Source organism: Methylobacterium sp. Leaf85, assembly GCF_001422125.1.
GTDB classification, from domain to species: domain Bacteria; phylum Pseudomonadota; class Alphaproteobacteria; order Rhizobiales; family Beijerinckiaceae; genus Methylobacterium; species Methylobacterium bullatum.
In genome coordinates, this window is sequence record NZ_LMME01000008.1 from 76786 (window position 1) to 98928 (window position 22143).

Below are 22143 nucleotides of genomic sequence, written 5' to 3' on the forward strand. Positions count from 1 at the left end.
GTTCTCAGCTCGGATCCTTCATCTGCCACCACCCGGTGCACAGATCCAGCGCCGAAACCCTTGAGCCTCAACGTCTGGCCGCAACGGCTTCCTCCAGGAAGTCCAATCGGTCCTGTCCCCAAAATGGCTCAGCGTTGAAAACATAGGATGGGGATCCGAAGACTCCGTCGTCAGGAGCCTCTCTGGTGTATCGAGCGTACTCCGCTACCACCTCGGGACTGCCTGCCGCAGCGAAGAGGGCATCAACATCGGAAACATGCCGCGCCGCGATGTCCCTCAGGGTCGCAGCGTCCCCAATATCACGTTCCTCGACCCAGATCGCACGCAGGATATCGAAGCTGAACTCCGCCAAGGGTAACCCGGAGAGCTTTGCCGCGATGAGTATCTGGGACGACAGGTCGTAACTTGTCGGGAAGTGCCGCGGCTCGATCGTAATTGGGTCGTCAAGGCGCGCCTTCCATCGGCGCAACTCCGCCATTCGATAATTCTGGCGCTGGCGGGATCGCTGATTGAGCAGCATGCCGCCTGTCTGGGCATAAACCGCAGGAAGGTCGATAGGCCGATAGTCAATGGTCACTCCGTGACGCTCGGCCATTTCAACAAGCCGGCGGTGGCCGAGATAAGCCCAATCTGACATCGTCCAGAAGTAGTAACGGATCGTATTGTCTTCGTTCATAAGGAGATCCTCTCGCTTTTACTGATAGATTGCCGTGACGATATCTCATCAGTCGCGGGAGAGCGGAGCAGCCCGCAGCATGTAGCTGCGAGCAGGCCAAGCGCGCCCAGGTACAGCCCCACAGCGGTTGTCCCTTCGGTGGCGGATAGCAGAGAGGTCGCGATGATCGGCGCCAAGCCGCCTCCAATGGCTGCCGCGCCCTGGACGCAAAGGGAGATGCCACTGTAGCGGATGCTGGCGGGGAACTGGGACGAGTAGAGCGCTGGCTGCGGGCCGTACATCATCGGGTAGATCCCGCCGAGACATACGATGATTCCAAAACGGATCATGGATGTGTCGCCGGTATCCAAAATCCAGAACAATGGGACCGCGGCGAGCGCCAGAAGGATCGCGCCGATCCCATAAACGAGACGCAGCCCGAACCGGTCTCCCAGGTATCCGAACAGCGGAATCGTGAAGAGCCCGAGCCCAGCGGCCATGAGGATGCTATTGAGCACCTCGCTTCGGGGTATGCCGAGCTTGGTCGTCGCGTACTGAAGTATGAAGACCGTAACGAGATAAAACAGCGTGACTTCGGCCAGCTTCGCCCCAACGGCGAGGAAGAGGGAGCGCTTGTGCTTCGCGAAGATCTCCACGCCTGGCATTTCGACGGTGTGCCCCTCGGCCTTCGCTTCCAGGAAGGCAGGGCTTTCGGAAACCTTAGCGCGTACGAAGACCCCCAGGGCGATAAGCACGATGCTGATCAAGAATGGGACGCGCCATCCCCAGGTAAGAAAATCGTCCTCCGAGAGGCTGCTGGCATAGGAAAACGCGAGGGTGGCGCAGATCAGTCCGGCCGGTGTGCCGATCTGCGGCAGGCTACCGAACAGCGACCGCTCCCTGTCTCCGGCATGCTCGACGGCCATGAGGACCGCACCACCCCACTCCCCGCCGACGGCGACGCCCTGCAGGATGCGCAGCAGGATCAGAAGGATGGCCGCCCAGATCCCGAGGGTGTCGTAGGTGGGCAGTAGCCCGATCAAGACCGTTGGCACGCCCATCAGGAAGAGGCTGAGGAGAAGCATACTCTTGCGGCCGATACGGTCACCGAAATGCCCGAAGATCAGTCCGCCGAAGGGCCGGGCGAAGAGGCCGACAGCGAATGTCCCGAATGAGGCAAGCGTCCCGGTGAAGGGGTCGAAGCTCGGGAAGAAGAGCTTGTTGAACACCAGCGCTGAGGCGGTTCCGAAGATGAAGAAATCGTACCATTCGATGGTGGTGCCGATCACCGTTGCGGCAGCGACCCATTTCTTTGATGTCGAACCCCCGCCATCCGGGATGGCTGGTAAGGTGGTTGTGGATGCTGACATGCCTGCCCCTCCTCTTATGCAGAGTCGAGCATGATCGCGACTCTAGGAAACATGTTGCCCAAAGTGCTATGTGGTGTCTACTGGGTCTCAAGCTGATTAATGAGCCGCTGTGCCCTATTTTATCCCGCAATGCAAAAATTTTGTCCTTAAACGAGCTTGATGTTTGACGAATGAAATGATGTGAGTAAAGTGGGCAACATGTTTCCCATTGTGCACTGGTGATACGTGCGATACGAGGCGCTGGTATGGCTTGGTCAGGCGAACTGCTTCACATCCACATCGCTCCATCGGCCTCCTACGAGATGGAGGAGATGAACGAGGCAAGGCTGGTGCCCGGCAAGGGGATTGTCGGTGACCGCTACTATCTCGGGACCGGAACCTACTCCGCGAAACCGGACGTCCGTGAGGTCACGCTCATTGAGGTCGAAGTTTTGGAGGCGCTTGCGATTGGCGAGCCGAAGCTCCCAGGCGTCAAACTTCAGCTCGCCCCCATGGATCATCGCCGCAACCTGACCACGCGCGGCGTTCCTCTGGGCCACCTCGTCGGCCGACGCTTCCGCGTCGGAGAGGTTGTGCTGCATGCCGGGCGGATGAACTTTCCCTGCAAGTACATCGAAGAGCTGCTCGATATGCCGGACCTATTCCAGGGTCTCTTAAACCGCTCCGGGCTAAATTGTTCGATTGAAGTCGGCGGCACCATCCGGCCGGGCGACAAAATTGTCCCGCTTGACGATTGAGGGATAGGACATGCAGCCGCGGCTCATCATGAAACTTGAAGTCGCTTCGGTCCGGGAGGACCGTGGCAACGTCCGGGTGATCACGTTCCGGCACCCACTTCGGCCGAGCCTTCCGCCGTTCACGGCCGGTGCGCATGTCGATGTTCATCTGCCTGACGGGCGTAGGCGTCAGTACTCGCTTTGCGGCGATCCTGCCGACGCCTCAGCCTACCGTATCGCAGTCAAGCTTGAGCGCGGAGGCCGGGGTGGTTCGGCCTGGATTCACGACGGTCTCGTCGTCGGCGCGAAGATACCCGTGTCGGCGCCCCGCAACCACTTCGTCATGGATGAGGCGACACCACGCGGACTCCTCATCGCTGCGGGGATCGGCATCACTCCCATTTTGTCGATGGCCCATCATCTAAATGGTACCAAGCGGCCGTATGTACTTCATTACTTCGCCCGCAGCCGTTCGGTCGCACCACTCCTTGAGGAGATTGCGGCAACGATCGGCCCGAGGCAGGTGCAATATCACTTCAGCGACGAAGCGGACACACAAATTGATCTTCGATCATTGCTGGACGAGCGCGAGGGGGATACCCAGCTGTACTGCTGCGGACCCCGTCGCTTCATGGAAGGTGTGCGAGAAGCGACGCAAGCTTGGCCAGAGAACGCACTTCACTTCGAGGCTTTCCAGCCCCTCGTGGATGAAGGCTTCACTCCGCAGCCCTTCGAGATCGAGATTCCCTCGAAAGGGTTGACGTTGCGGGTCCCGGCGGACAAGTCAGCCTTGGACGTACTGCGGGACAACGGCATCCTCATGGCCTCGTCATGCGAGATCGGAACCTGCGGCAGCTGTCAGTGCGGCTACTCAAAGGGCGAACCCATCCATCGCGACGTCGTTTTGTCCCCACAGGCACGCAAGACACGCTTTATTCCGTGTGTTTCTCGAGCAACGGGCACCTTGTTGCTCGACCTTTGAAGTCCCGCAGGGGATCGAGCTTCCTAGGGACGCAGTCCTTCTTGCTGCCAAGGTACGCTCGACCCGCGTCATGAGACCGCGTATCCATTATAGATGCTATCTATCGATTGGGTTGCAAACTTCTCAGCAGTCGCGCCATGCGTTTGGAACATGTAATTTGACCGGGTGCGCTCCAAAAGCGGCGGAGATGATCGCCGCCCATCTCACTAGGGAAGAGCCGAAACTTGTCGCCGCTGTGAGGCTGTCCACTCGGACCAATGTGCTACCGTGATGCGGTCGTATGGTAACACATCGATGCTTGAGCCATCGCTTTACCTAGGCATCCTGACGGCGCGTAGCTGCGCTGATACTTACTCCCTCGGTCCCGTACTGCAGGCCCTCCATTGCGCCCACTTTGCACATATCAACTCAGTGGCGTCCGAGCACGCGAGAGGCCCTAATGCCCGTCCTCACCGACCGCCAAAGGATCGAACTCGCGATCCCTGCCTACCTCCTTTACACACTTACATTGGCACCGGGTGTGTTCATTCCGGCCGCCCCGGAATTGGCCGAGAAAGCCGAGGGCGATGTCAGCGAACTCCGTAGAAACCTGCAGGTGGCCTATCTTGAACCTTTCGCAGACCTGACACCGAGCAAGGGACAGGCACTTATCCGTCGCTTGGATCGGCTCAGGCGGCAGACGATTACCGATTTCTATGATCGCCCGGCGCTCAGCCTCGTGCTGATACACTGGTGCTTCCTCGCGGACCTTACCGACCGCGAAGTGCTGATCCTATGGGAGGGATCGGCGATGGATAAGGCCACGCGGAAGCTGCGGCCGATGTGTAACCATGGCTTCGAGGACAAAGCGGAGGTCGTTGAGGCTCAGGAGCAAGCCCGCGTGCTGCTCAACCGCCTCCAGGCCGAGGGCCTGTACCGCTGATTGAAACCAAAGCCCATAACGCTACGGAATGACCTTTTTCCGTGTCTGCCCCCTTAATAGTGAATGGAAATCTGACATTTTGCACCCACTGCCGGGGCTGTTTCTGAACCTTCTTCGGACTTTCGGAACGTCTGCTCGTTGGCGGTTCAACCGACCTGTTGCCCGGCTGGCGCGGCATCGAAGAGGTGCTGACGGTTGATCTCATGGCGTTGGCTAGGAAGTATGGTCGCGACGGCTACCGAAAGAGCCGGATGCTCGTCCTGACGACGGGTTCATGCACGCCTGGCGGTCCGGGTTGGCCGCAAGCTCAAGGCGTTCGACGTGAACTGACTTGGGACACTCATTCGACTAAGCGTGGCGTGAAGAAGGTAGCCTTGCGTAGGGCTCCTATCAGATCGAAGCGCGGAGCCTTTCCATCCGCATCGATGGCTACCGTGGCGGTCCGGCCGGAGACCAGCCTGGTTTGATCGGGAACCTCCTCCAGATTAATCCGCACTGGGATACGCTGCGCAAGCCGCACCCAGGCGAAGGTTGGGTTCACGTTCGCGAGCAGGTTAGCCCCGGCGGTACGCTCCCGGTCCTCGATGCCGCCAGCGAAGCTCTCGACATGTCCGGTGATCACGCCCCCGTCGCCCATCAGGTGGATGCGTGCCTTGTCGCCCACGTGGATGCGCGGAAGCTTCGTCTCCTCGAAGTAGCCCTCGACCCGAAGGGTATCGTTGTCGACCAGCGCCATCACGCCCTTGCCGGTGGTCACGTAAGCGCCCGGACGGAGCTCCATATTGGTAATGCGACCGTTAACCGATGCCCTAACCTCGGACCTGCTCAAGTTGAGTTTGGCCAGGTCTCGGTCGGCTGTGGCCTGATCGTAGGAGGCCTTGGCGGATAAGTCGGTTGCCCGTGCTAACTCGACCCTCTGCTGAGAGGCGGCAGCATCGCTGAGTTTAGAATACCGGACATAGTCGGTCGCCGCCTGCTCGGCGCTAGCCTTCTTTCCTTCAACCATCGCCTCGGCCTGGCGGAGGGCGAGCGTGAACCGCTCGGGGTCGATCCGGAACAGCACGTCGCCACGCTTGACCATCTGGTTGTCCTTGACGAGGACCTCCGTCACAAGGCCCGACACGTCAGGGGTCACGTCGACGACGTCGGCGCGCACGCGCCCATCCCGAGTCCAGGGTGCCTCCATGTAGTAATCCCACAAAGCGAGGCTAACGACGACGGCGATTGCCACTGTCACTAGGGTGATGGCGAAGCGCGCGGATGAGACGAGAAATCGTTTCATGGGATGGGCCAGTTGATTAGGAGCGGAAGTGGCGCAGATGGACGTCGTGCGCTCAAGAGATGATTGGCAGCATCGCAGAGACGACGCAGCCAAGGAGTACAACGTAGAGTGCGAGGTCGAAGAGGGGGCGGTGCCAGACCAGCCGGTAAAAGCCGATCCGGCCCAGCACGCGCCGCAAGGCGAGACTGAGGAGGAAGGCCAGCAGCATCCAAGCCGCAAGGCTTGGTAAAAAGACGCCATAAACGTCGAGTTCGCCCTTCATGCCGCGGCCCCTGTTTGCATTGTCGCGGTGGATCTGGGCCGATAGGGCCGTGCATCCGGAAAGAGACCGCGCCGTATTCCGACGAGACCCATGAGCGCCGCGGGATGGGACGGGTGATGCAGATCCTCCCCTACGGCGTCCAAGGCAGCGTCGACCGTCCCCAGAAGGCCGAGCGGCGGCCGCAACGCCCGGCAGCGGAAGTACGCCGAAAGGCCAGCGAGGAGGCGCTCAACAGCCTTCCGTGCTTCTGGCGCTAGCTGGCGTCGGTCGCGTCGCAACTCGACAACGTTGATCCCGACCCGGACCTCCGCGACGAGGTCGACGGTCCATTCCGCGTCACCAGTTGGCAGCGCGGCGAGCCGGGGTGCGATAAGGCCCACCCGATCAAGCATGAGTGCCGCGAGCTCGAGGCCGTTCTCAGCACCGCGACGCTCGGCGGCGTCGGCTAGGCTGCGACGATTCACGACGCGTAGCCGCCGTGCGGTCCAATCCGCGCCGACCGAACGTACAAGGCGGGTCACGACAGCTGCGATCCACATCCCGGCGACAACCGCCACTGAGGAGTTGGCGAAGGCGGCGAAGTCGCCGGTGTAGCTGCCCTGAAGCGCGATCATGGCCGAGCCGTTGACCGCCGTGCCCATCGCGACTGGAGCAGTCCGCGGCTGGGTCATGAGGACCCCGCATAGGGTCAGTCCCGGCGCCAACGCCAGCGAGAGCATCTCAAAGTTCGTCGCGAGCGGGAGGACGGCGAAAAGGTAGATGCCGGCCCCAATGCCGCCGAGGATGGCCGAGTTGGCAAAGCTGACGATGAAGGGTGCCGGGTCGTCCTGGGCAGCGAAGAAGCAACATGCGACGGCGGCCATCATCGGGGCACCTGACCCGTCAGGCCAACCCGTCGCGATCCATATCGCGCAACTGAGCACGACTGAGAGGAAGGCCCCGCCGGCGGACAGCACGGCCATGCCGTGGTCGCGGTGCCTGATCGCGCGGGCCTTGGCCGTGTAGCGGAAGGCGAAATTCTCGGTGACGGGCGTGCCGTCGGCGATGTGCCGCTGCAATAGCCGCGTGTCCTGGCGCAGGTCGATGAAGTCGCGAAGCCGTGCGGCGAGGCTCGCCAGCACCAGGTCTGGCCAGGACGGGCGATCGGACAGGGCCGGGTCGATGGCGTCGATGGCAGCGCGCAGGTGATCCGCAGGCACTACCTCGGTGGTGCCGGAGACGAGCGACGCCGCCATGGCGTCGAGAAGCGTACGCACGCGTGGGGTAAGCGCCCCTAGGCGTTCGAGGGTCTCGATCCGGTCGGAAATGGCTGAGACGATGGGCAAGAACATCAGCATGTGCTGCCGCAAGGTCGCCATTGAGCCGACAGAGCGCTCGGCACCGGTCATGTCGTAGCGCAGGGGCGTCGCAAGGGCGTCAAAGGCCAAGGCGTCAGACGCTAGCCTGAGGCGCCTCGCCTGCGTGTCCTTCGAAGTGCCGGTCCGATTAAGCACTTCCGCGACCCAGCCGCGGGCGTCGCAAAGCCAGAGGTCCAGACGCACCATGACCATAGGAGCGACTGACTGAGGCAGCACAATGGTGGACACCAGTCCGGCGCAGAGGATACCGAGCATGATCTCTTCGGCGCGCGCTACCGCGGTGTCGAACATCGCTCCCGGGTCGGCTACGGCCGGGAATCCGATCAGCGCCGCAGTGTAGCCGCCAAGCATCATCAGGTAGCTTCTGGGCGTCCGGTCAAGCAAAGAAAAATAAAGGCAGATGCTGACCCAGAGCGCGATGGCGATGGTAAGGAGTTCTGGTGCGTTCGCGAGATTGGGAACTAGGATCACGCTCACCACGGCACCCAACAGCGTGCCCAGCACCCGGTAGAGGGCCTTGGAGCGCGTCGCCCCTGCCAGAACCTGACTGGTAATGTAGACCGTCCCCAGCGCCCAGTAGGGACGAGGCAGGTCGATCCACATCGCAAGATACAGGGCGAGCATCGCCGCCATGAAGGTCTTGATCGCGAAGACCCAGTCACGCCAGTCGGGAGCGGTCACTCGGTGGCCTCCCTAGAAGCCGCGCCGTCTGACACGCCTCTAAAATGCAGCTGAAGTGCCTGAAATACCCGTAGGGCGGCTTCAAGGTCGGTGGTGTCGATATCAGCGAGCACTTCTGCACGCAGCTTTGTGAACGCGGCCTCCATCAGCACCACGATCCGCTTCCCCTCGGGGGTTAAGCTGAGTACCTTGGCACGGCGGTCCGTCGGGTCTTCCATACGGAGGATCAAGCCTCCTGCTTCGAGTTGGTCCAGTAACCGCACCAGCGACGGACCCTCGATGCCCAACGCCTCGGCCAGCACATGCTGCCGTGGGTGAGCGTCTTGGCGATGGATCAAAATCAAGGGAAGTGCAGTCGCCTCCGAGAGGCCGTGGGCTTCGGCGACCGGGTTGGCAATGCGTCGCCATTGGCGACCGGCTAGCAGCAGGGTGTGGGTGTAGGCCTGCCGCAAGTGATCCAGCTTCTTGGGCATACAGTTCGTCTCGCTGCCTAGGTACGCTCGGCCCGCGTCAGGAGAGCTCGCGTCCATATAGTTGCTCTCCTATCGATTAGGTTGCAATCCTTATCGCAGTCGTGCCATGCGTCTGGGGCATGTCACTTAACGGGGGGGCGCCAAGATGGAGCCGGAGATGACCACCGCTAAGATCGCTAGGAGGCAGCTGGAACTGGTCACCGATGCGAGACCGAAACGCTCCACTCGGTGGGGCCCGACTCGACGTTCGTTATCCTCTCTCACACCATAATAATGGAGCAGGTGAACGGCGCAAAGGCTCTCTACTCGGTCGGAAAAATTATGACCTGCAGCACTGCCGGGCCGATAGTATTATGCAAGCGTCGCAGCTGCTCAGTATTGACGTTGTCGTACTTGATTTTTCTATAAATAACTGTTATGAAACTCGGAGTGCGGACGTTGATTTTACTTGCATACGTAGAGATCTTTACCACAAAAGGCCAAGACCTAGTGGATTATCTTTGATCAATCTACTGTAAGCCAACGGAACGAATATTTAATAAGCGAGCGTTATCTGTAGGATGCTTGGCTGCGCCGTCAAAGTCGCCCCACGTTTATGGTATGTCCGCACATCCCCAGAAGTATTGATGCTTCTAAGAAATGAAGGAATCGCCCGCGGCCGACCCTCTGGATATTCCATAAGCTCGAAAAATTATATTCACGATTGGATGAGCGGTATTGTGCATATATGTGAGTGCAACTTGTACCGCCGACAGTGTAGAAAAATAAGCTTCTCATTGGCTGCGCTCATTCATCTTATCTAGGTGCGTTTGAAAGTTTGTTGCCCGAATAGTCGGCGGGATCGCATATTTTTTCCACATTCAGCGTGATATTTAAGATTTTATTTTTCACCCGGTCTGTTAGGTATTTAACCTTGGAAACGAAGTAGCGCATCATTGTGGGGGCTTTCGCAGCGTAATCATGTCCAATCGAAAAATGTCAAATTCGATGCTGATATATGCGCGATGATGCAAGAATGAGTCGCTCGTGATGTCCCATGTTTCTCAGGTAAATATAGAGCGAATATACCGCGACCACAACTCGTGGCTTGTCGGCTGGATTCGGTCTTACACAAAATCAATCAGTAGTGCGGATGATATCGCTGCGGAGGTTTTCCTGCGCCTGCTTTCGATGGAAAATTTAGCTTCCATCCGAGAGCCACGGGCAATGATGGTCACAATAGCGAGGCGGTTATCGATCGAAATTTTTCGTCGCAATCAGCTTCAGAAAGCCTATGAGGCGGAACTGGCGGCATTGCCGCCATGTGTTGCTGCATCGCCAGAACACCAATTGCTTGTTGAAGAAGCTTTGAGGGAAATTAGTCGAATTCTCGCAACCATGTCTCCTAAGGCGCGAACTGCCTTTATGCTAAGCCAAATTGATGGAATGACCTATACGGATATAGCGAAAGAGATCGGCGTTTCTATCACAATGGTCCGGAAATACATTGCGCAATGCTTGCTTCGGTTCTATCAGTACCACCCTGATAGAACATGAGTTCCGATGCCAACCGCGATCAAGCCCCCGGCCGCAGAAAGTGCCTACTCCTTGCTGGCTTTGCCGGAGGATTCGGTCGACCCAGTGGTCGCCGAAGCGATTATGTGGATGGTCAATCTAAAGTCGGGTGAGGCTACCGACCGCGAGCGGACTGAGTTCGCAGCTTGGTATGAAGCTGATCTAGCGCATCAACGCGCGTGGAAGCATCTAACAGATTCGCTGGGACCCATGAGCGTCGCCAGCACATCGCCGCTCACAAAGGGATCGCTTGCCCGTCGGGTCAACAAGAAGAGCACCAGTCGACGCCAAATGCTGAAGGGTGCGACCCTCGGGGTCGTCGTCGTGGCGGGCGCCGCAATTTCGGATCGGCTGCTGCCTCTGCGTAGTATGCTAGCCGATTACCGTACATGGACCGGCGAGGAGCAAGAGGTTGGTCTGCCCGATGGTGGTAGTATGATCCTGGGGCCGCGAGCAGCTGTCAACTTCCGCTCAGATGGCCACAAAGATCAGATTGAGCTTCTGGCCGGTGATCTGTTCATCAGATCAGGTAACGCGAGCCAGCGGCGCATCGACATCTCTATGAGCGACTGGTTCCTTACGTTGCCGTCCGGCCGGGTATCTCTGCATTACAACGACAGTCAAGTCGCAGCCGTCGCACTTGATACGAATATGATGGCCACGATCGCCGGTGGTGCGCCCTTCGAGGTCGGTGCTCGGCAAAAACTAACTCTAGAGGGGGGATTTGCGGTTCGCCGGACTGCGAACATCGCTCGTGAAGAATCCTGGTCCCGGGGTCTTCTTGTCCTCGAAGATGATTCTCTGGACAGCCTGATCGAGCATCTCCGCCCGTACTTCGTCGGATTAATCCGGGTGACGCCGGCCGCAAACAGGTTGCGGATCGCCGGGGTGTTCAAACTGCGCGAACCACGGAACACCCTTGTGGCACTTTCTGAGGCGTTCCCGATCCGGGTCCGAGAGGTGACGCCTTTTTGGATCAATGTCGATGTGGTCTCCTAGGGTCTTGAGGCGGCGGCCAAAGTTGTAGGTGCTGACGAAGTCGGCCAAGTGAGCGCGCAGCCGCTCATGGCTGTCGTAGTGGTAGCGCTTGACCGTCGCGCGTCCTTGATCGTGCGATTTGCTGCCTCGCCCTGCCCTTCGGGTCATTCGCTCGACCTGCCCATTCGTCCAAGGGTGCCGTGGCTTGGTCAGGCGATGATCGATATCGTTGCGGGCAGAAGCAAGCTCGAAGCTGTGAGCTCGGAAGGTCTCGCCGGCCGCAATCGCCTCCTGGATGATGGAGGCGGCCGAGGCGACATTGCCGGGCGTGGTGAAGTGGGTGCCGTTGTCGGTGAGCACCGTGTGCGCCCGGTAGGGCACGGCCTCAATGAGATGCCGGAGGAAGTCGCCTGCGACCCGCCGCGTGGCTCGTTCATGGAGCTCAAAGAAGGCAAACTTAGTCGTGCGGTCGATGACGACGAGCAGTTAGAGCCGTCCTTCCGCCGTGTGGACTCAGCCAGATCGAAGTGGAAGCAGCCGGGCGGGTAGGCCTGGAAGCGCGAGCGCTTGGGCTTGTCGCCATCGACCTCCGGCATTTGGCCGATGCCGTGGCGTTGCAGGCAGCGGTGCAGCGACGAGCGGGTCAGGTGCGGAATGGTGGCCTGCAGCGCGTAGAGGCAGTCGTCGAGCGGCAGGAGCGTGTGACGCCGAAAGGCTACCACGACCGCTTCGTGCTCCGGCGACCGCACCGTCGAACGCGGATCCTTCGGACCCGTACGCTGATCGGCAACCGAGGTCCGCTGCCTCCACTTCGCGACCGCCTTCTGGTTGATCCCGTAGCGCTTCGAGAGCGCCCTCAGGCTCGCTTGACTATGCTGGATCGCTCAACGGATCGCTTCAGTCGTTGTGGCGCTGCCGTGAAGAACCTGGCCCGATGCGCGTTCCTCCACTCCAGCGTGAAGGGTGCACCATCTTGCCCCAGGATCAAACATCTAGCACAATCGAGATCCAGAATAACCTTATCCGAAAACCTTCCGCGTGTTTCGCCGCGCTGTAGGAGTATTGATCGGAAGACCGAAATAACGGCGATTATAAATCGTGACTGAATCGCAGCCACAGAGGTGCACTTCGTTAGGTAAAATAAGCTCTTATACTCCGTGTGAAATTTAGCGTGGGCGATACTTATAATCACGTGGCGACATTTTATAGTGTTCTTTAAATCGTCTTGAAAAATGGGCCTGACTTGCAAAGCCGCAGCTATTGGCGAGTGCGCCAATTGCAACGTGAGCTGTCCTGGAGTCATTGAGCAGTTTTGCAACTGCATCGACTCGACGCCCCCAAATCCATTCCGAAATCGACTGATTACGCTCTTGAAAAACGACCTGCAATTGGCGCAACGAAAGACCGAGGGCGGTGGCGAGATGAGTGGGATCAAGGGAATGGTTCCCCAGATTCTCCTCAATGTAAGCCTTAGCCCTTAAGAATATCATTTCGCCGCTTTGAAACGCTGATTTATCTTCAGACAGGCGAGATGATATACAGTCAACAATCAGGCTTGCCCCAATACGGGACAAGAATTGCGCTGACTGCTGATCTAGATCTTTGCCGAAACGTTCAAGATTCTGAAGAAAGCTAGAAACAATAGTTGTTTTTGGATCGTTGTTGTCGATCTTTATAAATTCGTTATTGTAAGCTTTTCCTAGCATGAGTTTAAGCTGCTCTGTCGGTAGCTCAACCAGCAGAACTTCGCTTTTTAAACTTGAGACATGGACATTTGGCTTAAATCCAAGCACTAAGATATCGCCCGGATTTTGAATGATTTCTTCATTTCCAATAATGTTTTTTGACATGCCTTGTATTTGCAGTCGAATATAAAAGGTATCTTTTGGGGGCCTGCATTCCAAGGTTCTTTTTGTAACTTCGGTGATGAGCCCGCTTTCGTTAATGCGTGCAAAGCGTAAATCGCCGGTTTGATTAAATGCGATTGCCGCGTCGAAAGGGCGGTCGTCAATTTGGCGCTGTTCGACCTCAAGTCCCATCCGGTCGCGAACGAATTCCTGCCAAATTTTGAAATCGGCATCCGGCGGACTAAACTTGAATGGCGATTCCTTCGACACTGCAATTTCTCTTTCGGTTACTGTCGGTGGGGCTCTTGTAAATTTCCTAAGCGTCCTGTGTTCATCGAGAACGGAAGTTCATTCGAAAAGTTAGCGACGTCGGACCGGAAGGAGGAGGCGGCAGGGGAGATGAACGATAGACGGTATCCATTGCGGCACGATCAAGCTCGGCTGAGCCTGAAGAAATAACGATGGAAGCTGCCGAAACTTGCCCTGAGGCTGAGATCAACATCCGTAAAGCTGGGCTCCCGGTTGCTTGAACACCTATAGGAAAACGCTTGTTGCGGTTCAGAGCGGCTGCCACCTGACTCTTCCAGTCGGCATTTGAGGACGCGCTCGACGCGCCGGACGACATCGCAGTCGTGGATGCTGCGCGTTGATCCGAGCGCGGAGCACTGGCTGTGCGGACCGCTGCCGCATGCGATGGTTTCGGGGATGCCTTAGGCTTCGCTGGGGGCTTCTTTATTGCCTTCTCAGACGCCTTGTGAGGCTTATCCTTTCCCTGCCTCGGCTTTTCTCTCGAGGTTGGAGCCAAAGGCACGATTGCCGGTACAGGCGCTTCCTCCACCCCGGCCGCTGGCTTGGGCTCCTCCTCTTCCTCAGGAGGTGGGGCTTCCACGGCGGGTGCTGCGGCCTCCTCTTCCGGCTTGGCAACGGCAGCATCCGTCTGAGAAGTAGCCTGCTGGACCTCGGGCGCTAGGTCGATCATCACTGCGCCTGCCTCAGCCGGAAGGGGTATCGCAAGTTGCTTTTCACGGATAAGGTAGCAAACGATCCCCGCATGGACTCCACCCACCAACAACGCAGCGAGGATCCAAACCATCCCCCGAAAGCGACGGTCGCGCCGCTCTTGGACAAGGAGCGCCTGCTCCCGGCCGCAATGGGCATGCAGCGGGATTGCAATGTTCATCATGTTCACGGCCCACCTCCCATTCGCGGAAGCGCTGCGCCCGGATCTTTCAAAGTGAATTTCTAGTCCCAGTCCGTTGAAGTTGGCGACTGCGAGCGATCCGGAGGCCTTTATATAAGCGTTCCGAGGCGGGCATTCTCATTACGGCAGAAGTCACTGGCGGGCAGCGACGCCCGCCAGTGACTTCTCTAAAAAAGTGACGGATCCGCTGGTCCGATTGACACCTGCATGCCGAAATTTTTTTCAGAAACTGGACAAGCATGCGCTGGCTTGATTGCGCACGGGTCGGGCTTCGTATGCCAGTGATCGCGGGCAGCCCAAAGCGAAGCGGATTTGCCCGCCACCATCGTGTTTACTCGGAATTGTTTCGTCGCGTGACGACCCGCCCTGACCCCGCGCGGGCAACGTTCCCTTCCCTCATCCCGGGAAGAGCTGTCTGGGCACATGAAAATTTCGACGTTCGAGTTTCTTTTTCCCAGGCTCGTCGCTCAACCCTTTGAGCCCATCCGATCATTCCCCACGGAGATTGTACGGCGATGTCGGAACAGATGCCTGCAGCCAGGACGTTCACTCTTTTGCTTTCCGTCCGTTGCCTGACCCAGATCCTAATGGTTGCAGCCATGCTAGGTAGTCTTGGTGTAAGGCCCGGCGCAGCCCAAGATTTGTCTCATTCCAGCCCTGTCGGCGAGAGTGTTCCTGCCCCAGTAGAAGCGGTTGGATCGGCGGAGACTCGGCAGCAAGCTGCCCCCTTCGCGGCTCCAGCCGCCGCGGAACCCCTTGGCAAGCCAATCTCCGCCTCTCAGGGGCCTGCCGGGACAGAAGGCCAGATTCCACCGTCGCCAGAAGCAACCGTAAAAAAGCTGCACGACCTTACTCCTATGGGCATGTTCCTATCTGCCGGGCCGGTCGTTCAGGCCGTGATGATTGTACTTGCCGCTGCCTCGGTGGTGACCTGGATCATCCTATTTGCAAGGGGGGCCATCTTCCTGCTCGCCAAGCGGCGCATCTCGCTGGCTATCGGAACGCTTCGTGCAGCCCGCGGCCTCGATGACGCGTCGATGCTAGTTAAAAACGGCGTTGCTGCCCGCCTCCTGCTCGAGACCAACGAAGAGGTCTCGAAATCGCAAGGCTTGCCAAGCGATGGCATTAAAGAGAGAGCACTTATGGCGCTCCAGCGTGTCGAGGCCCGCGCAGCCCGGCGCATGGCTTCCGGGACCGGCGTCCTTGCAACGATCGGATCTATTGGCCCCTTCGTAGGCCTGTTGGGGACAGTTTGGGGCATCATGAGCAGCTTTATCGGCATAGCTGACTCGAACACCACCTCACTGGCGGTTGTCGCTCCAGGCATTGCCGAGGCGCTGCTCGCCACAGGTGTCGGCTTGGCAGCGGCCATTCCTGCCGTTGTTATTTACAATGCGCTCGCTCGGTCGATCACCGGGTACCGCGCCATGCTCGCCGATGCCGTAGCCCTCATTATGATACATCTCTCGCGTGATCTCGACCGGCGCGCGACCATCGGGGGCGGCGCAAATCCTACCCTAAACTTGGCGGCGGAGTAGGCCCATGGCGGTCAAACTCGGACATGAGGATTCCGGCGACCTCACGGAGACCGCTGATATCAACATCACGCCGTTCATCGACGTAATCTTGGTGCTCATGATCGTCTTCATGGTGGCGGCACCACTGTCGACGGTAAGCGTCCCAGTCGAACTGCCAACTTCTGCGGCGCCACCGCAGCCACGACCTGACAAGCCAATCTTCCTCAGCGTGACGTCGGACCTCACGATCCGGCTCGGAGAAGACTTGGTGGCCAGGCCAGGCCTCGGACCTGCGCTTGACGCGGTGACAAAAGGCAACAAGGACGAGCGCGTCTTTCTGCGGGCGGATAAGGGCGTAGCCTACGGAGAAGTAATGCGGGTGATGAACCTGCTTCGCGCCTCGGGCTACCTCAAGGTTGGCCTCGTCGGCCTCGAGGACACAACCAGCGCGCAACCATAATCAGGACTGTTTGAGGGGCTCCATTCCGTTTGCCGCGGCAAAGTCCCTTGCTGCATCCGGTGCATGTCTTCGCATCCCGACACAGATTGGGCTCGAGCGACGGACGAACATTACGGCTTCCATTCTCTATTCGCATTCCCGATCGATCCTCTGCCGATCGGTGTCAGCTGCCAGGCATTCTGTCATGATGAACCCGAGCGACACGCAGCCCTCTGACGTGGCGGCAAGAAATGTTGAGCACGGGCTGCTTCCGCCTCCTTTGATGGTTCAATCTGGTCGGCTGTCGAACGGTATGCAGGTCGTCGTCATTCCGGATCGGCGGGCCCCAGTCGTCACCCACATGGTTTGGTACCGCAATGGCTCGTCCGATGATCCAGCTGGCAAGTCCGGCATTGCTCACTTTCTCGAACACCTGATGTTCAAGGGAACCGACCGCTATCCCGCGGGGCATTTTACCAAGCTCATCGCCGCAGAAGGTGGGCAGGAGAACGCGTTCACCGCCTATGATTACACCTGTTACTACCAACAGGTACTCCGGCATCACCTTCCAACCTGCATGGCCTACGAGGCCGACCGGATGTGCAATCTCGCCTTCGATGAGACCGTCGTCGCCCCGGAACGGAACGTCGTCCTCGAGGAGCGAGCCATGCGCTATGAAACGCGGCCGGAGGCGCTCTTGAAGGAAGAGGTGACGGCAGCGGCGATCCCTGCCCACCCCTCCGGTCGGCCGATCATTGGCTGGCGTCACGAGATCGAGGGTCTGACCCGCGCGGATGCCCTAGCGTATTACCGGCGCTTCTACCGACCGGGAAATGCGATCTTGGTCGTGGCTGGCGATGCGAAGCCCGCCGTAGTCCTGGCGCTCGCCGAGGAGGCCTACGGGCGGATACCGAGTGGTGAAGGCGTTCGGGAGCGCCACCGCGTGCAGGATCCACCGACACGTACCCATCGGCAGGTTACGCTGCGCGATGGGCGTGTGCGGCAGCCTCAACTCCAGCGCCTTCATATCGTACCCGCCCCGGGCATCGCACTGTCAGGGGAGTCTGAGGCCTTGTCGGTGCTCGCCCTCTTGCTCGGGGGCAACCGAACTGCCGTCTTGCACCAGCGCCTTGTGGTTACGGAGAAACTGGCAACCTCGATCGGCGTCGAATATGAGGACTACTTCACCGAGCAGGCGCGCTTCTCGATCAATGCCGTTCCCGCGGAGGGCGTCTCGCCTCAGGTCCTTGACGCAGCTGTCGAGGATGAGTTGCGAACCGTCCTGGCGGTGGGGTTTCCCGCTGGGGCGATCGAAAGAGCAAAAACACGTCTTGTGGCCGATGCACTCTACACTCAGGACAACCAATTCGCCCTGGCGAACTGGTACGGCCAATCACTGACGCTCGGCCTCAGTCTGGATGATCTCGCGACCTGGCAGGCCCGCATCGAAGCCGTCACGCCCGGGGCAATCCGCGATGCACTCGCCCTCCTCGTTCGTGGTGACGGTGTCTCCGGATACCTCCTCGGCCTCAAGGTAGCCTGAACCGCGCGCAGACAGCGCGCCTTACGATCTGATCGAGACCCGCCCATGTCGATTCATATTCCTCCCCCGGGGGAGACCAACTACGCCGAGCGGATCAGGACCGTTCGTAGCCCCAAAGGGGTCGAAGCGTGGCTGATCGAGGATCATACTCTACCGATCCTATCGGTTAATTTTGGCTTCAAGGGAGGTACGAGTCTTGATCCTGAAGACCGCTGCGGAGCAGCGTCCCTGTTGAGTGCGCTCTTGACCGAGGGAGCCGGAGCCCTGGGCGGGGCAGAGTTTCAGGAGGCCCTGGCCGACAAGGCGATCCACCTGTCGTTCCATACGACACCCGACCTCCTCGCGGGTCAGATCAAATGCCTCGTCCGCCACGCCGAGCGGACCTTTGATCTTCTTGGCTCGGCATTATCGCAGCCCGCTTTCGCTTCCGAAGCCATCGAGCAGGTTCGTGCACGTACCGTCGCGCACCTGCGTTCGGTCAGCGAGACACCGGACTTCACGGCCGCCCGCACCTTTGCCAAGCTTGGCTTCGCTGGGCATGTTTATGCTCGGCCGACCCTGGGGACCACCGAGTCCGTGACCGCGATCTCGCGTGAGGATTTGCTGGCCCTACACCCGCGCCTCATCAACCGGACAACGCTGCGAATCGCCGTTGTCGGGGCGACCACTCCCGAACATCTTGGCGCGCTCCTCGACCGTGCCTTCGCGAAGCTACCAGCCGGGCTCAATATACCGCTTTCGCCGACCGCCATCGGCTGTCTCGGTCAGCGCCACGTGGTCCAATCGCCTGCTCCGCAATCCACCCTCGTGTTCGGCCGTCCGGGCATATTGCTCAAAGACCCCGACTTTCTCGCAGCCTTCGTGGTCAATCACTGCCTGGGCGGGGGATCCACGTCGCGCTTGTTCCGCGAAGTGCGCGAGAAGCGCGGTCTTTGCTACTCGATCGGATCCGTTATCCAGACCCAGGAAGGCTGCAGCACCTGGAGAGGCTCGACGTCAGTTCGCAACGACCGGGTCAAGGAAGCTCTGGCGGTGATCGAGGCTGAGATCCGACACCTCACCCAATGCGGGATCGGCGAGGACGAACTTTCTGCAGCCAAAGGTTATTTGATTGGATCCTACAGTATGGCGCTCGCTAGTTCGGCTGCCCTCGCAGGTCGTTTGCTCGCGATCCAGGTCTCGGATCGAGGCAGAGACTGGCTTGACCGGCGCAACCGTGGGGTTGCTTCCGTGGACGTCGCGGATGTCGCGCGCGCCATAGACCGCCTCTTTGGAGATGGGGCGCTATTTGTGGTGGCAGCCGGTGACCCGAAAGACCTTTGACGCGAAAGATTCGGCCAAAGCCATTCTCAAACGGCTGGTGCCGTCATCTCTCGCAGCAATAGCCCGGGGGCTACCGGAGGGAGACGTGGGGCGCACAAAACATCGACTGGGTTCCGCCGATAAGTTCCATTCGTTATTGAGGAATGTTAAAAGATTTTCGTGATTATGGTTCAGCTTCGGCCACCCAGACCGTCATCTCAGTAACGAAACAAGAGCCGAACGGCTTAGCTGGGGTTTGATATGATCTTGGGTCGCTTGAGGGCATCGGGTTTCGCTGTCACACTCTTGTGCGGAGTTTCATCACTTTCCTTGTTGGCCGCGGCTTACCCCGCGACGGCCCAGGAGCGCACCGTCGAGTTCAGTATCGAGGGTGGCGCCCTCGGCACAGTTCTGACTGCCATCGGCAGTGCGGCTGCTGCACCGATTTCGTTCTCGCCCGATGCCGTGCGCGACCTCCGCTCCGGCCCGATATTTGGGCGTATGACCGTAAATGAGGCTGTCAGCCGCGCTATCTCGGGAACCCGGCTGCGTGCCGTAGTCGGCGCAAGTGAGACGCTATCGGTCGTTGCCCTCAACGGCTCACAACAGACGTCGGCGACCGCCCCGGGCGCAGCGGCTGGCGGCGTAGCGACGGATATCGCCGATATCGACGTTTCCGGCAATGGATCGCGCACCAGCGACGCGATCGCAACCGAGGGCTCAGGCAGCTATTCAGCACCGGGCGCTAACGTGGCGACCAAATCCAACTTGGCTATCAAGGATACGGCCAAGAGCGTGTCCGTACTCTCAGATCAGCAACTCAAGGATCGGCACCTCACAAGCCTTAACGATGCCGTGGCAGCTCTGCCTGGCCTCACCGTCACGCCACCCGGGGGCGCGGCCGTGCAAAGCGGGAGCACGTCCGTCGTCGCTGGCAGCAATCTCTCAACCAGTTTCCAGTCCCGTGGTTATACTATCAGCAGTATCTCTATCGATGGTGGCTCGCCAATTAACGTTGGTGCTGCGGGCAATTTTCAGTCGAATTTCCTCCCCGTCTTCGATCTCTCCGCCTATGACAGCGTCTCCGTTGTCCGAGGCTCCGCCGGTCAGTATTCGGGCATTGGCGATCCGGCCGGCGTCTTATCGCTGCAGAGAAAGCGGCCGCTTAATGAGGCCGGGGCTTCGTTAGATCAGAGCTTCGGTTCGTTCAACGCTCATCGTACCCAGCTCGACTTCAATACCGGACCGCTCCTCGATGGTCTTCTGAAGATTCGGTCCTCTCTCGTCTATGATGACAGCGATTTCTTTTACAGATATGCCAGCAAATCGGTGAAGCAGGGGTACATCAATGCCGAGCTAACCCCTGCCGAGGGCACCGTGATCAATATCGGGGCGACAATCAACGAGACGACTGGCACCCCTTGGTTTGGCGGCTTGCCGACCTACCGAAGCGGTCAGAAGGCCCCTTTCTCACGCGATACCTGCCTGTGCGCACCTTGGAGTTTGTCGAGGGTCGACGGGCAAGAGTATTTTGTACGTGCGACCCAGCAAATCGTCGACGATTGGACGCTAAACGTCAACATGTCGGCAAATTTACAGAAAATAAAAAGCGATTTCCTGCTGGTCAATAGTTTTCCGTTTGGGGGGATTAACAGCGATGGTACAGGGGCAGCCTTTAGTAATTTGAGAAACAGCATAAATTCCAATCAATACAAAGCCGACGCATTCATCAGCGGCAAGGATGAACTGTTTGGAATGAAGATAGAGCCAACATTTGGATTTGCATATTCTTATGTTGACCAATCTTATAACGGGAAATCATTGGCTTATGGTTATAAAAATACGACTAATATAAGCCTGTTCAACTTCAATCCGGGTGTCTTTCAGCCTGTTCCGTCATCGATCATGTCGGTCGCGAACTTTTATCAACCCGATTTCTCACAGCAGCAGATTGCTGGCTACGCCAACATTCGCCTATCGCCGACGCCATGGCTGCATATCAATGTCGGCGAGCGGTTCAGCGCCTACCAGACAAATACTACGACGGTCTTAAACGGAACAACCACCCAGTCCGGTATCAATACCATGAATGTTCCGATCCCAGATGTTAGTGCGACAGTGGATCTGGATCCTTCCATGTCGATCTATGGGAGTTACGCCACGATCTTCAACCCGTCACTTCTCTTTAGTGAACCGGGAGTCCTTACCCAACCGATCACCGGCCGGACCTGGGAGGCCGGCATAAAGCGAAGCGATTTCGACGGATTGCTCACCTCGTCGTTGGCATTTTACAACTCTGAACTCAACAACGTCCCGGTCCTGGATCAGAGCAACCCTAACTCTCCCGGCAACGGCAATAACAATAATTCGAATTGCTGCTACATTGCCGATGGTACGACGACGATAACCAATGGCATTGACTTGGAGATGACGGGCCAAATCGCCCCCGATTGGAACGTAACATTCAGTTATAATTACAACGACTCTAAGAGAATTTATGGTCCTGAATCGCTTGCAAACAGGGTTTTTCTGTCGCAGCGCACCTTTCCTAAGCACATAGGTAAGGCATTTACGGTTTTGCGTCCTCAAACCGGCATTTCACAAATCGATCAGGCTCTCGCTCCTGTCCGAATTGGGGTGGGTGCCGAATACGGAGGAGCGCGCTTCTACACGGCCGAGAATTTCGTGGTTGGCCAAGGTTTGGTTAATTCAACTGTCAAGGCCAGTGAATACATCACTTTCAGCGCGATGGTAAAATATATCATCAATGATAAAGCATACGCACAGCTCAATCTTTATAACTTGACCGACCGTAAATACTACTCGCAGGTCGGCTCGATTTATGGCGGAAACTGGTACGGGCAGCCTTTCACGGCAGTAGGCTCGGTCCATCTCCAGTTCTGATGGGTGCTACTAGCTGAGCTTTCTATCGGAAGGCGTTGGTCAGCAGAATCACCCTGTACAAGCCCCGCGTCGACGCATCTCAAAGCTCACCTCCGGCGAACCCTGGCAACGCCCGGGGTTCGCTGCCGACGGTTGGCGAATCCCCCATGGGAACTTC

Annotated in this window: 18 protein-coding genes and 1 pseudogene; 10 read left to right on the plus strand and 9 right to left on the minus strand. The window is 58.5% G+C overall.

The annotated features are described in order from the left end of the window. Positions 1–67: 67 nt before the first annotated feature. The gene (locus ASF08_RS07465; protein ID WP_056143287.1) at positions 68–676 is read right to left on the minus strand and encodes a 2-hydroxychromene-2-carboxylate isomerase; all 609 of its coding nucleotides are present in this window, start codon (positions 674–676) and stop codon (positions 68–70) included. Continuing rightward, positions 673–2025 carry an MFS transporter gene (locus ASF08_RS07470; protein ID WP_056143289.1) on the minus strand — a complete coding sequence of 451 codons (1353 nt, stop codon included), beginning with the start codon at positions 2023–2025 and terminating at the stop codon, positions 673–675. Before ASF08_RS07470 ends, ASF08_RS07465 begins: the two co-directional genes overlap by 4 nt. Positions 2026–2270: 245 nt before the next feature. Here ASF08_RS07470 and ASF08_RS07475 point away from each other — a divergent pair, with 245 nt between their 5' ends. The 3 genes from ASF08_RS07475 to ASF08_RS07485 all read left to right on the plus strand — a co-directional run bounded on the left by ASF08_RS07475 (position 2271) and on the right by ASF08_RS07485 (position 4645). Continuing rightward, positions 2271–2762: an MOSC domain-containing protein gene (locus tag ASF08_RS07475; RefSeq protein ID WP_056143292.1), complete on the plus strand. Its 492-nt coding sequence runs from the start codon at positions 2271–2273 to the stop codon at positions 2760–2762. Between the two features lie 10 nt (positions 2763–2772). Beyond that, a complete protein-coding gene (locus ASF08_RS07480) occupies positions 2773–3723 on the plus strand; it encodes a PDR/VanB family oxidoreductase (RefSeq protein ID WP_056143294.1) in 951 nt (316 codons plus the stop codon). A gap of 439 nt (positions 3724–4162) precedes the next feature. Further along, a complete protein-coding gene (locus tag ASF08_RS07485) occupies positions 4163–4645 on the plus strand; it encodes a hypothetical protein (protein WP_056143297.1) in 483 nt (160 codons plus the stop codon). 340 nt (positions 4646–4985) lie between these two features. Here the strand turns inward: ASF08_RS07485 and ASF08_RS07490 are convergent, their stop codons facing one another. Genes ASF08_RS07490 through ASF08_RS07505 form a run of 4 tightly spaced genes read right to left on the minus strand, consistent with a single transcriptional unit; the run spans position 4986 to position 8701 of the window. Further along, positions 4986–5927, minus strand: a complete 942-nt coding sequence (locus ASF08_RS07490; RefSeq protein WP_056143300.1) for an efflux RND transporter periplasmic adaptor subunit — start codon at positions 5925–5927, stop codon at positions 4986–4988. Positions 5928–5979: 52 nt separating this feature from the next. Further along, positions 5980–6189 carry a DUF1656 domain-containing protein gene (locus tag ASF08_RS07495; protein ID WP_056143302.1) on the minus strand — a complete coding sequence of 70 codons (210 nt, stop codon included), beginning with the start codon at positions 6187–6189 and terminating at the stop codon, positions 5980–5982. After that, positions 6186–8228 (minus strand): FUSC family protein, encoded by a 2043-nt coding sequence (locus ASF08_RS07500; protein WP_056143305.1) that lies wholly within the window; start codon positions 8226–8228, stop codon positions 6186–6188. Before ASF08_RS07500 ends, ASF08_RS07495 begins: the two co-directional genes overlap by 4 nt. Next, complete coding sequence (locus ASF08_RS07505; protein ID WP_156629496.1) at positions 8225–8701, minus strand: MarR family winged helix-turn-helix transcriptional regulator; 477 nt, start codon at positions 8699–8701, stop codon at positions 8225–8227. The genes ASF08_RS07500 and ASF08_RS07505 overlap by 4 nt, the downstream gene beginning before the upstream one ends. A 1029-nt stretch (positions 8702–9730) precedes the next feature. On the opposite strand from ASF08_RS07505, the gene ASF08_RS23895 reads away from it, so the two are divergent. Both ASF08_RS23895 and ASF08_RS07510 read left to right on the plus strand, forming a co-directional pair. Beyond that, a complete protein-coding gene (locus tag ASF08_RS23895; RefSeq protein WP_082473111.1) occupies positions 9731–10237 on the plus strand; it encodes a sigma-70 family RNA polymerase sigma factor in 507 nt (168 codons plus the stop codon). A gap of 102 nt (positions 10238–10339) precedes the next feature. Then, positions 10340–11254: a DUF4880 domain-containing protein gene (locus ASF08_RS07510; RefSeq protein WP_274534477.1), complete on the plus strand. Its 915-nt coding sequence runs from the start codon at positions 10340–10342 to the stop codon at positions 11252–11254. Here the strand turns inward: ASF08_RS07510 and ASF08_RS23900 are convergent. From ASF08_RS23900 to ASF08_RS26175, 3 genes and pseudogenes are all read right to left on the minus strand, one after another. Then, a pseudogene (locus ASF08_RS23900) lies at positions 11252–12114 on the minus strand (DDE-type integrase/transposase/recombinase); the annotation flags it as partial. The gene ASF08_RS07510 and the pseudogene ASF08_RS23900 sit on opposite strands and share 3 nt — an antisense overlap. Positions 12115–12399: 285 nt before the next feature. Next, entirely contained in the window at positions 12400–13350 is a 951-nt protein-coding gene (locus tag ASF08_RS23905) for a helix-turn-helix domain-containing protein (RefSeq protein ID WP_082473112.1), read from the minus strand. A 61-nt stretch (positions 13351–13411) separates the two neighbouring features. Beyond that, complete coding sequence (locus tag ASF08_RS26175) at positions 13412–14263, minus strand: TonB family protein (RefSeq protein ID WP_082473113.1); 852 nt, start codon at positions 14261–14263, stop codon at positions 13412–13414. A gap of 875 nt (positions 14264–15138) precedes the next feature. Here ASF08_RS26175 and exbB point away from each other — a divergent pair. The 5 genes from exbB (at position 15139) to ASF08_RS07540 (ending at position 21986) form a co-directional block, all read left to right on the plus strand. Further along, positions 15139–15819: a tonB-system energizer ExbB gene (gene exbB / locus ASF08_RS07520; protein ID WP_244474477.1), complete on the plus strand. Its 681-nt coding sequence runs from the start codon at positions 15139–15141 to the stop codon at positions 15817–15819. A 4-nt stretch (positions 15820–15823) separates the two neighbouring features. Then, positions 15824–16258 (plus strand): TonB system transport protein ExbD, encoded by a 435-nt coding sequence (gene exbD / locus ASF08_RS07525; protein ID WP_056143318.1) that lies wholly within the window; start codon positions 15824–15826, stop codon positions 16256–16258. Between the two features lie 184 nt (positions 16259–16442). Beyond that, complete coding sequence (locus ASF08_RS07530; protein ID WP_244474478.1) at positions 16443–17780, plus strand: M16 family metallopeptidase; 1338 nt, start codon at positions 16443–16445, stop codon at positions 17778–17780. A 45-nt stretch (positions 17781–17825) separates the two neighbouring features. Beyond that, on the plus strand, positions 17826–19103 hold the full coding sequence (locus tag ASF08_RS07535; protein ID WP_056143324.1) for a M16 family metallopeptidase: 1278 nt from the start codon (positions 17826–17828) through the stop codon (positions 19101–19103). A gap of 309 nt (positions 19104–19412) precedes the next feature. Then, complete coding sequence (locus ASF08_RS07540) at positions 19413–21986, plus strand: TonB-dependent siderophore receptor (RefSeq protein ID WP_162238945.1); 2574 nt, start codon at positions 19413–19415, stop codon at positions 21984–21986. The last annotated feature ends 157 nt before the right edge of the window (positions 21987–22143 follow it).